The following is a 14,323-nucleotide window of genomic DNA, read 5'->3' on the forward strand; positions in this document are numbered from 1 at the left end:
GAAGTCGGGTGGGCTTCCGAGCTGTCATCAGCATCCTCGACACGCTGGAAGCCTGACCCTGCATTGTGAAACACGTCTGCAAACACAGACGTCGGAGACATCCGTCGACCTTGATTCCAAGGCCGACGTCGATTGCGAACCAGACTACATTTCGTCGGGTAGCGAGTCGTCTGAGTCGTCGTCCATCATCACGCCCCAACCGTCGCCGCGTCCCCCGTGCGGCTTAGCGAGCTGATCAAGCTCTGCTTGAATACGGATGATTTCGTCATAGAGAGGAACCATGGTCACGTTGGCATAAACCGTCCACGATGGACCGAATTCCTCATCGCCATCTTCGAGTTCGTCATCATCGTCGTCTGGCTCGCCCGAATCATAGTACACCTCGGTGTCATACTTTTGCGCGACCAACACCTTCTCAATGGCGTGAGCGGTCGCTTCATCGGGCGCGTCGACCGCAAATTCGATCAACAAGGGGGCCGACATGTCGACACCAAGCGATTGAAGATTTGCGAGGACCGCACCATCCGCATCTTCGGGATAGGTAATCATGCAAGTGTTTCTTAAAAAGAGGAGATTGAAGCGTAAACCGCCGATCGCGACGGAGTAAAGATGGTCGAGCTCCGTTAACTAGGAGTCGCGCCCGTCGATGATTTGAGATGGTCCAAGGAATGGCCATTCTCGGAAAGGTAGGTGTAGCTCGCTAACGCTCGTTCGTAGAACCGGATCATCTCGCCCGCTTGCCCATTGTCGATTTTACCGCTGCTGACCGACGCCTCGATACTGTCCAACAAACGACGAATCAATTCCTTGTCGTCGTATTGCACATAACCAAGCACCTCGCTGACGGTATCGCCTTTGACAACCGACTCGATCTTCACGGAATCTCCGTTCAAATCGACGTGCACGGCATGCGTATCCCCAAACAAATTGTGCAGGTCACCAAGAATCTCTTGGTACGCCCCGACCATAAAAATCCCGATTTGATACGGTTGGTTCTTTTCTAACTCGTGTAACAAGATCGTCCGCTGCGGACCATCGCTACTGACAAACTTGTCGATTTTCCCGTCGCTATCACAGGTGATGTCCCCGATCACCGAGTGGCGAGTGGGTTGTTCATCTAAGCGGTGAATGGGCATCACGGGAAACAATTGATCAATCGCCCAAGAATCCGGAACCGATTGAAACAACGAAAAGTTGGCGAAATAGATATCGGACAACAATCGATTCAAGTGCTTCACATCGTCCGGCACATGATCCATCTCGCTCGCGAATTCACGCACCCGATGACAAATCGCAAAGTATAGATTCTCGGCAACGACCCGCTGCTCAAGAGGCAGATAGCCTCCGCTGAACAAATTCATCGCCAAGTCGAGTGAGGTTTGAGCATCATGAAATGACTCAAGCATGTTTACCGAAGTCAATGCGTTGTACGTCATCCACAAATCTTGAACGGGTTGCTCAAAATCATCGGGAATGTCCGTGGGCAAATCTTGAACGCTCCCCTGCTGGGTGACGCCAAGGGTATTGACCACCAAAACACTGTGATGCGCTGCGACGGCCCGGCCACTTTCACTAATCAATTCAGGATGCGGCACTTCGGCTTCGTTGCAAACCGTCTGCACCAAGTAGACCACATCCTTTGCATACTCTTGCATCGAGTAGTTCATACTCGATTCGTTATCGCTATTGGATCCGTCATAATCGACGCCCAACCCGCCACCGACATCCAACATTTCTAAGCCCGCACCGCGGCGATGCAAGTCAACATAAATCCGCGCGGCTTCGAGAATCGCCGCCTTCAATTGCCGGATGTGGGTGATTTGGCTACCAACGTGAAAATGCAGCAGCTTGAAACAATCGGCCATGCCGCGATCTTCGAGCTTTTGAAGCTGGCGAAGCATCTCCGCGACCGTCAAACCAAACTTCGAGCGGTAGCCACCGCTGGCTTGCCAACGCCCCGAACCTCGGGTGGCAAGTTTGACTCGCATTCCGATCGTCGGCCGTACGCCGAGCGCCTCGGAGTGCTTGAGGATCAGGTCGAGCTCGCTGACCTTCTCGACCACGGGAATCACCGTGCGACCGATCTGCTGAGCCCGCATCGCTAGATGAATGAAATCATCATCCTTAAAACCATTGCAAATGATTGGCGTATCGGAATCAGTCATCGCCACGACCGCCAACATCTCAGGCTTGCTGCCCGCTTCGATTCCAAAGCCGAACTCGCGGCCATGTTTGGCAAATTGTTCAACGACATCGCGTTGTTGGTTCACTTTGACCGGAAACACACAACGATACGTGTTGTTATACTCATGCTCCGCGATTGCATCGGCGAAACTTTCGCTGAGCCGCTTCAACCGGTCTCGCAAAATGCCGTTGAAGCGAATCAGGATCGGCAGATCGAGTCCACGCTGCGTCAAACCATCCACAAGATTTTTCATGTCGATCGCTTGCTCAGGGTCTCGGCTTGGCGAAACCATCAATCGACTGTCCTTTGTGACGTGGAAATACCCGTCACCCCAACGGTCAACTTCGTACAGCGATGCTGAGTCAACTCCGGACCATTTTTTGGATGCTGCCATGCTCATTCAGCCAGATACCTATCGAGGTGTCGTTCAACAATCGTGCCAGGATCAAACGAAGCCCGCGCCGATTTCGAATCAGTGCCGGATTTAAACATACGTGCTGGCGAATGAACAGAGAGTGTTGATGCATTCGGCACCGCCGAGGGCGATCAACCTCATTTATTTGGATTTCCAGGCCGCTAACCTTGGTTTCGCCCAGTGATTCACGCAGTTCCGGCCTGTTGATCAAAAAGAAAACGCCTTGTTGCCAGGCAACAGGGCGTTTTGTGGATCAAAAAATGGGGCGAACTCGCCAATCAAGCCTGGAACGAGCTACCGCAACCGCAGCTCTTAACCGCATTGGGGTTCTCGAAGGTGAAACCTTGCTTTTCAAGACTGGAATACCAATCGACGGTCGTTCCATCGAGGTACAACGCACTTTTCTTGTCGACAATCACTTCGACGCCGTGGCAGTCGTACTTGCTGTCCGCTTTTTCATCGTACTTATCGTCGAATCCAAGCGTGTAGTTGAACCCGCTGCAACCGCCGCCCGCCACGCCAATTCGCAACGAAGTCGCTTCATCAAAGTTATTCTCTTGGCGAAACCGCTTTACTTCTTCAGCGGCTCGTTCGGTTAATTTTACTGCCATCGTTGGTCAAACTCCTTCGGACGTCCTTTCGGACTGGTGAGTTTCGAAATGTAAACTTCTCAGGTCTACTATGGGAATGCCGAAGCCGCCCAGAAACCCGTCACCCTTATGGTATTCGCAATGCCCTGGATCCGACAAGATGCATGTGATCAGAATTGGCAGACAAATCAGTGCCTGACTCGCTGTTCGACGGGCATTCTGGCTTGCCATGACCTCCTCCCTCGCCCCAATCGCTGAACGCGATGTGCCCTGATGCGACTCAGATTCCCCCTCTAAGCTTGCATTTGACAACGCTTAAATATAAGAGCGTTAGACGCCCAGGGGGGCCACCGCTTCCATCAGACGGCCGCTAAGCGACGGTTCGAGAACCACCGCTTCGCTTGCTTGCTCAACCCGGCCCGGCCCGGCCCGGCCACGAAATGACCGAGACCAACCGAAGGGGCCAAATGCAGCCCAAATGGGGTAGAGGGGCTGCGTCTGCAATAAAAAAAGAAGGGACGCGGCTTTACCGCGTCCCTGGGACTAATTTTGTCAGTGCGTTTCGGTCATCCGTAACGTTTCGGTCATCCGTAACTACGCAGCAGCCGATCGCGCTCCGGAGGCATAGAAACCGGCAATGCACTCGACCACTCGATGTTGCTCCGCTTCGGTCAGCGTTGGGAAGATCGGCAGATTCAAGACTTCCTTGCTCGCCCGTTCGGTTTCGACCAACGCGTCGCGGTCAAATTTGAGCTGGGTGAAGCACTGCTGCTCGTGCATCGGGACCGGATAGTACACCTCGGATCCGATGCCACGCTCGGACAGGTACGCACGCAGTGCGTCGCGACGACCTTCGCCGACGCGCAATGCATACTGATTCCAAACGTGAAACGCATTGGGATCGGTCGCTGGCAAAACGATTTGGTCCGCGGCAACAAGCTGTGACTCATTCAACAAACGGGTGTAGCGATCCGCGTTGACTCGACGCGATTGGACGGCTTTGTCCAAGTGCCGCAACTTCACGCGGAGCACGGCTGCTTGGAATGTATCCAACCGGCTGTTGATGCCGACGACTTGGTGATAGTAGCGAGGACGCATCCCGTGGCTGGCAAACAAACGCACGCGATCGGCGGTTCCGGCGTCACCCGTGGTAACCATCCCACCGTCGCCCATGCCACCGAGGTTCTTGGTGGGGTAGAAACTGAAGCACCCGATGGCTCCCCAACTTCCTGCGGGACGTGAATGATAGGCAGCCCCGATCGCTTGGGCGGCATCTTCAATCACGGGAATATCGCGATCCCCTGCAATCTGACAGATGCGGTCAATTTGAGCACACTGGCCAAAGAGATGGACTGGAATGATCGCACGTGTTCGATCGGTGATCGCTTCTCGGATTGCCTCGGGATCCACATTGAACGTATCGGGACAAATGTCGACAAACACCGGCGTCGCACCGAGCCGAGTAATGCAGCTAACCGAAGCAAAGAAGGTAAAGCTGGGAACGATCACTTCGTCACCCGGACCGACCTCCAATGCCATCAAAGCCAGCAGCAAGGCATCGCTTCCCGAGGCACAACCGATTGCGTTTTCGGATTGGCTATACGCAGCGACTTCGTTCTCAAGTGCGGTAACATCGGGACCAAACAGGAACCGCCCGCTATCGAGCACTTCGGTGAGCGCTTCGAGAAATTCTTCGCGGTGAGGGCGGTTATCACGATTGACGTCCAGCAAGGGGACGCCTTGAGCAGCATCGGCCATAGGAGCAACCTTCCATGGTTGAACAGGTGAATTAAAAGGGAGGCTTGGAAAAAGCGGCGACGAATATTCGGAGGCTAAGGCCAAGTCAGGGACTGATTTCCTAGAGATGAAATAATCAGTCAGCGCCGCTGGGGTCAAGAGAAGAAATTTGGTCTGCGGCCTCGAAAGTCTTCAGCAATCGCCACTCCACGCTTTGGTTTCGGCTACGATGGGAACCTCCCCCCCCACCCTATCCCCCTGTTTCGCCGAAATATCGATGTACCAACGTCTTCCTATTTCACGAACCCGTTTGTGGATCGTCCTCGCCCCCATGGTTCTAGGAATGGTTGCGGCCAATCACCCACTGGCAGGCCAAGACCCAGCAACCCCCGAGCATAACGCGTTTTTTGAAACGGCGATTCGTCCGGCGTTACTGGAGCACTGCGTGGAGTGTCACTCCGTTGAAACGGAGGCCAGCGGTGGTTTGCTGTTGGACTCCAAGCCGGGTTGGAAAAAGGGCGGAGACTCCGGCGCTGCAATTCATCCCGGAGATCCCGATGCCAGCAGTCTGATGGTGGCACTCCGCTATGACGATCCCAATTTACAAATGCCTCCCGAAGGCAAGTTGGCTGACGACGTCATCGCCGCCTTTGAAAAATGGATCGCCGCGGGCGCCCATGATCCTCGCGAATCCGATCTCGCGAATGCTCCGCGACCGAAACCCGCGACGGGACTGCTAGCCGAAGAAGCACAACAACATTGGTCGTACCGTCCGCTTGGCAATCCGCAACCTCCCGCTTCGTCCGCACGCACCACCGACTCACCGATCGACCGCTTCCTCGAAGAACCACTGCGTGCATCGGGGTTAACGACCACGACGGTGGCCGAGCATTCCACGCTGATGCGGCGGATCCACTTTGATTTGACGGGACTGCCGCCGGTGCCGCCCTCGATCGCAGCGGGCGAGCAAAGCGATCGGTCAGCCAATGAAAACGCGGACACATACGATGCCCAAGCGTACGAGCAAACCGTCGAAGCACTGCTGGCGTCACCCCACTTTGGCGAAAAATTTGCCCGACATTGGATGGATGTCGCTCGCTATGCGGAATCGATCACGCTGCGTGGCTTCGTGCTGCCTGAGGCTTGGCGTTATCGCGACTACCTTGTCGAAGCGTTCAACGAAGACCGTCCTTTCGATCAGATGATCCGCGAACAAATCGCTGGCGATCTACTTGAGTCGGACGATCTGCACCAACGTCAATTGCAACGGATCGCCACCGCATTTTTAGTGATGGGAAATACGAATCTCGAGCGCGCAGACAAAACCCAACTCGAGATGGATTTTATCGACGAGCAACTCGACGTCCTTGGCCAGGCCTTTCTAGGTCAAACCATCGGATGCGCACGTTGTCACGATCACAAGTTTGACCCCATTCCGACGCGTGACTATTACGCGTTGGCCGGCATTTTCCGCTCGACGACTGGCTTGCGTCACCCCGGCCTTTCTCGCTGGATTGAGGAACCTCTGCCCGTGGAAGAAGAAGCCGAACGCCATTACCAAGCCCTGGCTCAGAGGTCAGACGAATTGACGACACAGATCGCCGCGCTGAAAAAATCGGTGAGCAAAAAGTTGTTGTCCAAAGATCTGATCATTCCCGTTGCGGATCTCGAGGGCGTTGTCGTCGACAGCAAGGCGGCGAAGTTGGTGGGAACGTGGGCGCAATCCTCCCATGTCGGCCCTTACATCGGAGAGGGCTATCTCCATGACAACAACGAAGCCAAAGGAACCAAGACCGCCACCTTCGAACCACCGCAATTGCCTGCGGGTAAATATGAAGTCCGCTTCGCGTACTCCGCCGACACCAATCGAGCCTCCAACGTGGTCGTTCGCGTCTTCAGTGCAAACGAAGAGACGGTGACTCGCATCAATCAACGCCAAGTGCCGCCGGAAGACGGATTGTGGGTTTCACTCGGCGAGTATCAATTTGAAAAAGACGGACAAGCCTTTGTGCTTGTCTCCAACGAAGGTTCCAACGGCTTCGTGATCATCGATGCGGTCCAATTCCTGCCTCGTGATACAATCGAATCCACGCCGGAAACGCAAACCGAACTGCAGACGGCGGCCGCCACCGAGGCTCAAAAGAAAAAACTCGAAGAGGTCAAGACTGCCCAGCTCATCAAAGCACTCGAAGCTGAGCAAAAATCAATCACCTTAGAAATCAGAGCCCGCCCTCGCTATTTGACCCTGGTTGAAAATGAGACGCCGACCAACCTCGCCATCCATATTCGCGGGGATTGGCATAACTTGGGTGAGCCCGTTCCACGCGGATTCCTGACCGCGCTGCCGCATTCGCAATCCTTTACGATCGACGAGAATGCGAGCGGGCGACTCGAACTGGCTCACTGGTTAGCCTCGGCGGAAAACCCGCTGACCGCACGCGTTTACGCCAATCGTGTTTGGAGTTGGTTGATGGGGCAAGGCCTTGTCGCGTCGCTGAATAACTTTGGCACCACAGGCCAATCACCAACCCATCCCGAACTGTTGGATTGGCTCGCCAATGAATTGATCCAAAACAATTGGTCCACCAAACATCTCGTTCGCACCATCGTGATGTCCGACGCCTATCGCCGACGAGTCGCGTTGCAGGATCTCGATCATGATCAAGCCCAACGCAAGATCGACCCCAAGAATGAAACCTATTGGAGAGGCCATTCGCGACGCGTCAGCGTCGAAGCCCTGCGCGATGCGATGTTGCAAATCAGTGGTGAATTGGACCTCACCCCAAAAGGCTCGTCGATCCGCGGCGGCACCAAGAGCGACTATGACTACCAAAGCAAGTCCAAACGCCGCAGTTTGTATCAGCCCGTGTTTCGCAATTCGCTACCAGAATTATTTGAAGCCTTCGACTTTGCGGACTCCAGTGTCTCGGTGGGCAAACGCTCACGCAGCACCGTGGCGACGCAAGCCTTGGTGCTGATGAATCACCCCTGGGTGATCGACCGCGCCGAGGCGGCTGCGAAGCGTTTCCGTGAATCGCACTCCACCACGAACTCACGGACCAAGCCGACAAGCGAGTTGGTGGACGCGTTGTACCACCATTGCTTTTATCGCTCTCCCACGGCCGCGGAGCTGGCAACCAGTGTGGCATTCCTGGAATCGTCCTCGTCACCGGACGATCCCGACCGGCTTGCCATGCTGATTCACTCGTTATTCGCGTCCATCGACTTCCGCTACCTACCCTGAGGTGAAACGTCATGATGTCATTCCCACCCAATCGTCGACAAGTGCTACAGCACGCGGCATGCGGTTTCGGATCGCTTGCCGCCTCCGCACTGATGGCCCCCCAGTCGCTCGCCAACACAAATCCAGCGCTCTCCGCTGCCGCCGCATTGCCTGCTGCTGCAAAGGCAAAACGGATCATTTTCTTGTTCATGCAAGGCGGCGTAAGCCAGGTGGATTCATTCGACCACAAACCGATCCTGGCTAAACACAATGGCGAATCGTTTGTGTTCGATGATGCCCGATCCCTCGTTGCAACGGGAAAGGGACGGGAGTATCGCGTGATGCAATCACCCTGGGCTTTCAATCAATACGGCCAATCCGGTCGCTGGGTTTCGGATCTGTTTCCTGAAACCGCACGCCATGTTGACGACATGTGCTTTCTGCACGGCATGCACACCGAGGGCATCACCCATGGTCCCGCAACCCTGTTCCTGCATTGTGGCAGCACCAATTTTATCCGTCCCTCGCTGGGATCATGGCTGCTGTATGGCTTGGGCACCGAAAACCAAAACTTGCCAGGCTTCATTTCCATCGCACCTTCAATCGGAAACGGGGGACCACGCAATTACGGCAGTGCGTTTCTGCCTCCCGAGTTTCAAGGCACCCGAGTCGGCGGCGCAAGCAGCAGCAATCTGACCATCGACAGTCTTATCCGGAAAGATATCCCCAGCGATCTGCAACTCGAACAATTTAACTTGCTAACCAAGTTGAACCAGCAACAACTCTCCCATCGCCAATTCGGCGATGCAGAACTCAATGCCGCACTCCAGTCTCACCAACTTGCTTGGCGAATGCAGCAGGCCGGCCCCGATACGCTCGACCTCTCCGACGAGTCGGCCGACACGATCAACATGTACGGGATCAACGACCCGAAGACCGAGCGTTACGGCAAACGTTGCTTATTGGCTCGGCGGTTGTGCGAATCGGGAGTGCGATTCATTCAAGTCAACTACGGAGACAATACGGCAAATCCTGCCTTTGACCAACATTCCAATCTGCCCAAACACGAATCGCACGCTCGTGCGGTCGACAAACCGATCGCGGCATTACTAACCGACCTGAAACAACGCGGTTTACTGGAGGACACCCTGGTTTGGTGGGGCAGCGAATTTGGCCGCACTCCGTATGCGCAAGGCAATGGCACCGGCCGCGACCACAACCCCCGCGGCTTTACGGTCTGGCTAGCGGGCGGCGGTATCCGCCCCGGACATGCACACGGTGAAACCGATGAATTTGGTTTCAGCAGTATTTCCGGTCGCGTTCATATGCACGATTTGCACGCCACGCTATTGCATCAACTTGGTTTGGATCACAAGCAATTGACATTCGAGCACGCCGGTCGCAACTTCCGGCTCACCGACGTCCACGGCAAAGTCGTTAAAGAGATCCTCGCTTAGGGCATTTTCATTTTGAGGTAGCTACCGTCGCCCGACGGGGGGCCACGTTTTGGCGAACGCAGCCAGAGCTAGCCCCCACGTCATTTGGCACATGGCTCGAAACAACGGTGGGAACAATCCGTCATTGACAGCGACGAGAAATTCCACCGCCTATCAAAACGAAACGAGGCAGTGATCAATGATCACTGCCTCGTTTTTCGTTTTAATTAATCGTAACCACTCCCGTGGCGTTCACCCAAGTGATGTTCTCACCCGGGGGCGCCCAGGCGGCTTACGAACCTTGCTGCTCGCCGCTGTTGCCGCCGCCGAACATGTTGTCCAACGCTTCGTTGCTGGCAGGTGCCGCTGGGCTTTCGCTGTCCGCTGCATCCCGGGCAGGTGCGTCGACGGGCGAAATATCCAGTGGTGAAATGGCCGGAGCTGTCGGTGCCGCAGCAACATCGTCCCCTGCGTTGAGCAGTGGGAAGCTTTCCTCGAGCGACTGAACCGGTGCGGCAGCCAACTCTTCCAATGCTTCGCGACGATAATTCACTTCGCCGTCCTGGAAGATGCGGAAACCGGTACCGGCTGGGATCAAGTGCCCCAGGATCACATTTTCCTTCAATCCGACCAACTTGTCGACCTTGCCGGCCAATGCCGCTTCGGTCAATACCTTGGTGGTTTCTTGGAAGGACGCCGCACTGATGAAACTGTTCGACTGGACGGCTGCCTTGGTGATCCCGAGCAACTGAGTACTCGCGGTCGCCGACTTAGGCCGCTTGCCCTTGGCTGGAGTTCCGCCCAACGCTTCGATCTCGGCATTGGACTGTTCGAAAGTGTCCTTAGGAATGATCGTGCCTTCGCTGTAATCACTATCGCCTGGATTCGCGATCTTGATGCACTTGGAAAGCTCCTGGTTCGCTTTGCGGAACTGGAAGCGGTCCATCACCAAACCTGGCAACAAGTTGGTGTCGCCTGGGTTCTCGATCTTCACCTTGCGGAGCATACGGGCGATGATGATTTCACAGTGCTTATCGTTGATTTCCACACGTTGGGATTGATAAACCTGTTGAATTTCGTGCAGCAAGTACTGCTGAACCGCTTCTTCACCCGAGACACGCAAGATGTCGTGAGGCACCAAGGGGCCATCGACCAACGCTTGACCTGCACGAACGATGTCACCGCTGTGAACTTGGAAGTGCTTACCGTGAGGCACCAAGTGCTCACGTTCGATACCTGATTCACTTCGCACAACGATGGTTCGCTTGCCACGCTTCTTCTCGGCCAGAATTTCGACTTCGCCATCGATTTCTGCGATTACCGCAGGATCCTTCGGCTTACGAGCTTCGAAAATCTCGGTAACACGAGGCAGACCGCCGGTGATGTCCGAAACCCCGCCGGTTTCACGCGGCATTTCCGCCAACACCATACCCGGCGTAATCGCGGCGCCTTCTTTCGCCATGATCATCGCTCGTTCTGGCAAGTACTGAACGTCGAGTGCTTTTCCTTCGGTGTCTTCGATCACAATCTGCGGGTGCAAGTCACCCTTGTGGTCGACAATCATCATCCGGATGTTACCGCTTGCTTCGCGTTCTTGACGCATCGTTTCGCCTTCGACGACGTCTTCGAAGCGAACCTTACCTTCGACTTCCGACAAAATCGGAATCGAGTACGGGTTCCATTCGCAAAGAATTTGACCTTCGGTGACGCTGTCGTTTTCTTCAACCATCAACGTCGCACCAGTTGGAACGGGGTACGATTCGATTTCGCGACCACGATCGTCGACCAGCGAGATTTCGCCGTTTCGCGTCAGTACGATGTTGCGACCTTCGGTGTTTCGAACCGCACGCATCCGAGTCAGACGAACGATACCCGACTTCTTGCTCTTGATGTCCGATTCTTCCATCTGCTTGCTCACGCTACCACCGATGTGGAACGTACGCATGGTCAACTGAGTACCGGGTTCACCGATACTTTGTGCCGCGATGATTCCGACCGCCATGCCTTCTTCGACCATGGCACCGGTCGACATGTCCATCCCGTAGCAACGACGACAGACACCCAAAGGCGCGTCACACGTCATCGGTGTACGCACTTGAATCTTCTCGAGCCCCATCGCTTCGATGCGACGTGCGATCTCAGGCGTGATCATCTGGTTTTCAGCAACGATCACTTCATCGGTAACGGGGTTCACGATCGATTGACGGCTAATCCGTCCGTTGATCGAGTCGACCAAGCTGACTTCGACCTTCTCACCACGGTAAACAACTCCCTTGGTGATCCCTTGGGTCGTACCACAGTTGTCCATCGTGATGACCACGTTTTGGGCAACGTCGGCGAGCTTACGAGTCAAGTAACCACTGTCGGCCGTCTTCAGTGCCGTATCGGCCAAGCCCTTACGAGCACCGTGCGTCGAACTGAAGTATTCGAGTACCGACAAGCCTTCGCGGAAGTTCGCCTTAATCGGAGTTTCGATGATCTCGCCGGTCGGCTTGGCCATCAAACCACGCATCCCCGCGAGTTGTCGAATTTGTTCGATACCACCACGAGCACCCGAATGCGACATCAAGAATACGGGGTTCACATACCATCCGCCTTCGCGAACGTCGTTCTCCATCGCCTTCATCATGTCGGTCGTGATCGACTCGCGAGCCTTGGTCCATTCATCAAGAACCTGGTTGTAACGCTCTTTACCGGTCATCAACCCGCGGTCGTAAGCCTTCTTGTGCTTCATGACCTCTTTCTCAGCGTCCTTGATGAAGCTGAGCTTGGTATCCGGAGTCACCAAGTCATCGGTCGCGAACGACAGACCACTTCGCGTCGACTCGCGGAAGCCCATCTGCATCATATCGTCGAGCAAGTGAATCGTTGCTTTACGACCAAGACGTTGATAGCAGTCCGAAATGACCTTCGCCAAGTCACCACTTCGCATTGGGAAGTTGTAGTAGTCCATCCCGTCAGGAAGCATTTCGTTGAAACGCACACGCCCCGGAGTGGTGTCGATGATCGCACCGTACTTGCCCGATTCGTCTTTCGTTTTCAGTTTCTGGAACTTCGGCAAACGCAGCTTGATCTTGGCGTGGACATTGATGATCCCTTGCGCTGTCGCCAAATCGACTTCGTCGTAACCGGAGAACACCATGCCTTCGCCCTTACGATCGGGTTGCTCCATCGTCATGTAGTAACAACCCATCACGATGTCCTGCGACGGACTCATGATCGGTTTACCGTTGGACGGTGCAAAGACGTTGTTGGTACTCATCATCAACGTATGAGCTTCGACTTGTGCCTCGATCGAAAGCGGCAAGTGAACCGCCATCTGGTCACCATCGAAGTCAGCGTTGAAGCCTTTACAAACGAGCGGGTGCAGGTGGATCGCGTTACCTTCGACCAAGGTAGGCTCGAATGCTTGGATCCCCATACGGTGAAGCGTTGGAGCTCGGTTTAGCAGCACGGGGTGATTGCGAATCACTTGCTCGAGGATATCCCAAACCTCTTCGTCCTTACGCTCAAGCATCTTCTTGGCGGACTTGATCGTGTCGGCGTGACCGAGCTCTTTCAAGCGACGAATAATGAACGGTTGGTAGAGTTCGAGTGCAATCTTCTTGGGCAAACCACATTGATGCAATTTCAAACGTGGGCCGACCACGATCACGCTACGTGCCGAGTAATCGACTCGCTTGCCAAGCAAGTTTTCGCGGAAACGACCCTGCTTGCCCTTGATCATGTCCGTCAACGACTTCAGCGGTCGGTTGGACGAACCGAGCACAGGTCGCTTACAACGGTTATTGTCAAACAACGCATCGACCGATTGTTGCAGCATTCGCTTTTCGTTGCGAATGATCACTTCCGGTGCGTTCAAATCGACAAGCTTACGCAAACGATTGTTACGGTTAATGATACGTCGATAGAGGTCATTCAAATCGCTCGTCGCGAAGTTGCCGCTATCGAGCAACACCAACGGACGCAAATCGGGCGGGATCACTGGAACCACGTCCAACACCATCCACTCGGGACGGTTATCGCTATCGCGGATCGACTCAACGATCTTCAGACGATTGATCAGATCTTTCTTTTTCTGCTTCGAGCCGGTCTCAGCCAGATCAACACGCAGCTTCTCGGACAATGTGACCAAGTCGAGCTTGTTCAACAATTTGCGAACCGCCTCGGCTCCCATGTCGGCGTCAAAGGCATCGTTGCCCCACTGAGCTCGCGCGGCACGGTACTCTTCTTCGGTCAACAGTTGTCGATCTTCGAGCTCGGTTTGGCCTGGATCGATGACGACGTAATCTTGGAAATAGATGACCTTTTCCAACGAACTGGTCTTCATGTCCAACAAGTTGCCCAACCGCGAAGGCATCGCTTTGAAGAACCAAATATGAACGACCGGAGCCGCCAATTCGATGTGCCCCATGCGCTTGCGACGGACACGGCTGTGGGTCACCTTGACACCACAACGGTCACAAATCATGCCTTTGTACTTCATTCCACGGTACTTACCGCAGGCACATTCCCAGTCCTTCTCAGGCCCGAAAATGCGTTCGCAGAAAAGCCCGTCTTTCTCAGGGCGATAGGTACGGTAGTTAATCGTTTCGGGCTTCTTCACTTCGCCGAAGGACCAACTTTTGATGTCTTGGGGGCGCGCGAGCGAGATGCGTACCGAAGCGTAGTCGTTGATGCGATCGTAATTGCTAGTTTCGCTAATCGACATAAATCACAGGCCTTAGAAAGCAGGTT

The 14,323-nt window shown here is 54.7% G+C and carries 7 protein-coding genes; 2 read left to right on the forward strand and 5 right to left on the reverse strand.

Annotated elements, in window-relative coordinates:
* Window positions 1-144 precede the first annotated feature (144 nt).
* From Pla52o_RS12260 to Pla52o_RS12275, 4 genes are all read right to left on the reverse strand, one after another.
* Window positions 145-549 carry a ribonuclease E inhibitor RraB gene (locus tag Pla52o_RS12260; RefSeq protein WP_146594906.1) on the reverse strand — a complete coding sequence of 135 codons (405 nt, stop codon included), beginning with the start codon at window positions 547-549 and terminating at the stop codon, window positions 145-147.
* Between the two features lie 74 nt (window positions 550-623).
* The gene (gene speA / locus Pla52o_RS12265; RefSeq protein ID WP_197169198.1) at window positions 624-2,585 is read right to left on the reverse strand and encodes a biosynthetic arginine decarboxylase; all 1,962 of its coding nucleotides are present in this window, start codon (window positions 2,583-2,585) and stop codon (window positions 624-626) included.
* 293 nt (window positions 2,586-2,878) lie between these two features.
* The gene (locus Pla52o_RS12270) at window positions 2,879-3,211 is read right to left on the reverse strand and encodes a HesB/IscA family protein (protein ID WP_146594908.1); all 333 of its coding nucleotides are present in this window, start codon (window positions 3,209-3,211) and stop codon (window positions 2,879-2,881) included.
* A gap of 573 nt (window positions 3,212-3,784) precedes the next feature.
* The gene (locus Pla52o_RS12275; RefSeq protein ID WP_146594909.1) at window positions 3,785-4,948 is read right to left on the reverse strand and encodes a DegT/DnrJ/EryC1/StrS family aminotransferase; all 1,164 of its coding nucleotides are present in this window, start codon (window positions 4,946-4,948) and stop codon (window positions 3,785-3,787) included.
* A gap of 256 nt (window positions 4,949-5,204) precedes the next feature.
* Between Pla52o_RS12275 and Pla52o_RS12280 the strand changes: the two genes are divergently transcribed.
* Both Pla52o_RS12280 and Pla52o_RS12285 read left to right on the forward strand, forming a co-directional pair.
* Entirely contained in the window at window positions 5,205-8,171 is a 2,967-nt protein-coding gene (locus Pla52o_RS12280) for a DUF1553 domain-containing protein (RefSeq protein ID WP_197169199.1), read from the forward strand.
* A gap of 11 nt (window positions 8,172-8,182) precedes the next feature.
* Window positions 8,183-9,607: a DUF1501 domain-containing protein gene (locus Pla52o_RS12285; RefSeq protein ID WP_315852945.1), complete on the forward strand. Its 1,425-nt coding sequence runs from the start codon at window positions 8,183-8,185 to the stop codon at window positions 9,605-9,607.
* A gap of 271 nt (window positions 9,608-9,878) precedes the next feature.
* On the opposite strand, the gene rpoC is transcribed toward Pla52o_RS12285, so the two are convergent.
* On the reverse strand, window positions 9,879-14,297 hold the full coding sequence (gene rpoC / locus Pla52o_RS12290) for a DNA-directed RNA polymerase subunit beta' (RefSeq protein WP_146594911.1): 4,419 nt from the start codon (window positions 14,295-14,297) through the stop codon (window positions 9,879-9,881).
* Window positions 14,298-14,323: the final 26 nt, after the last annotated feature.

The sequence above is a fragment of the Novipirellula galeiformis genome (assembly GCF_007860095.1).
GTDB classification, from domain to species: Bacteria; Planctomycetota; Planctomycetia; order Pirellulales; family Pirellulaceae; genus Novipirellula; species Novipirellula galeiformis.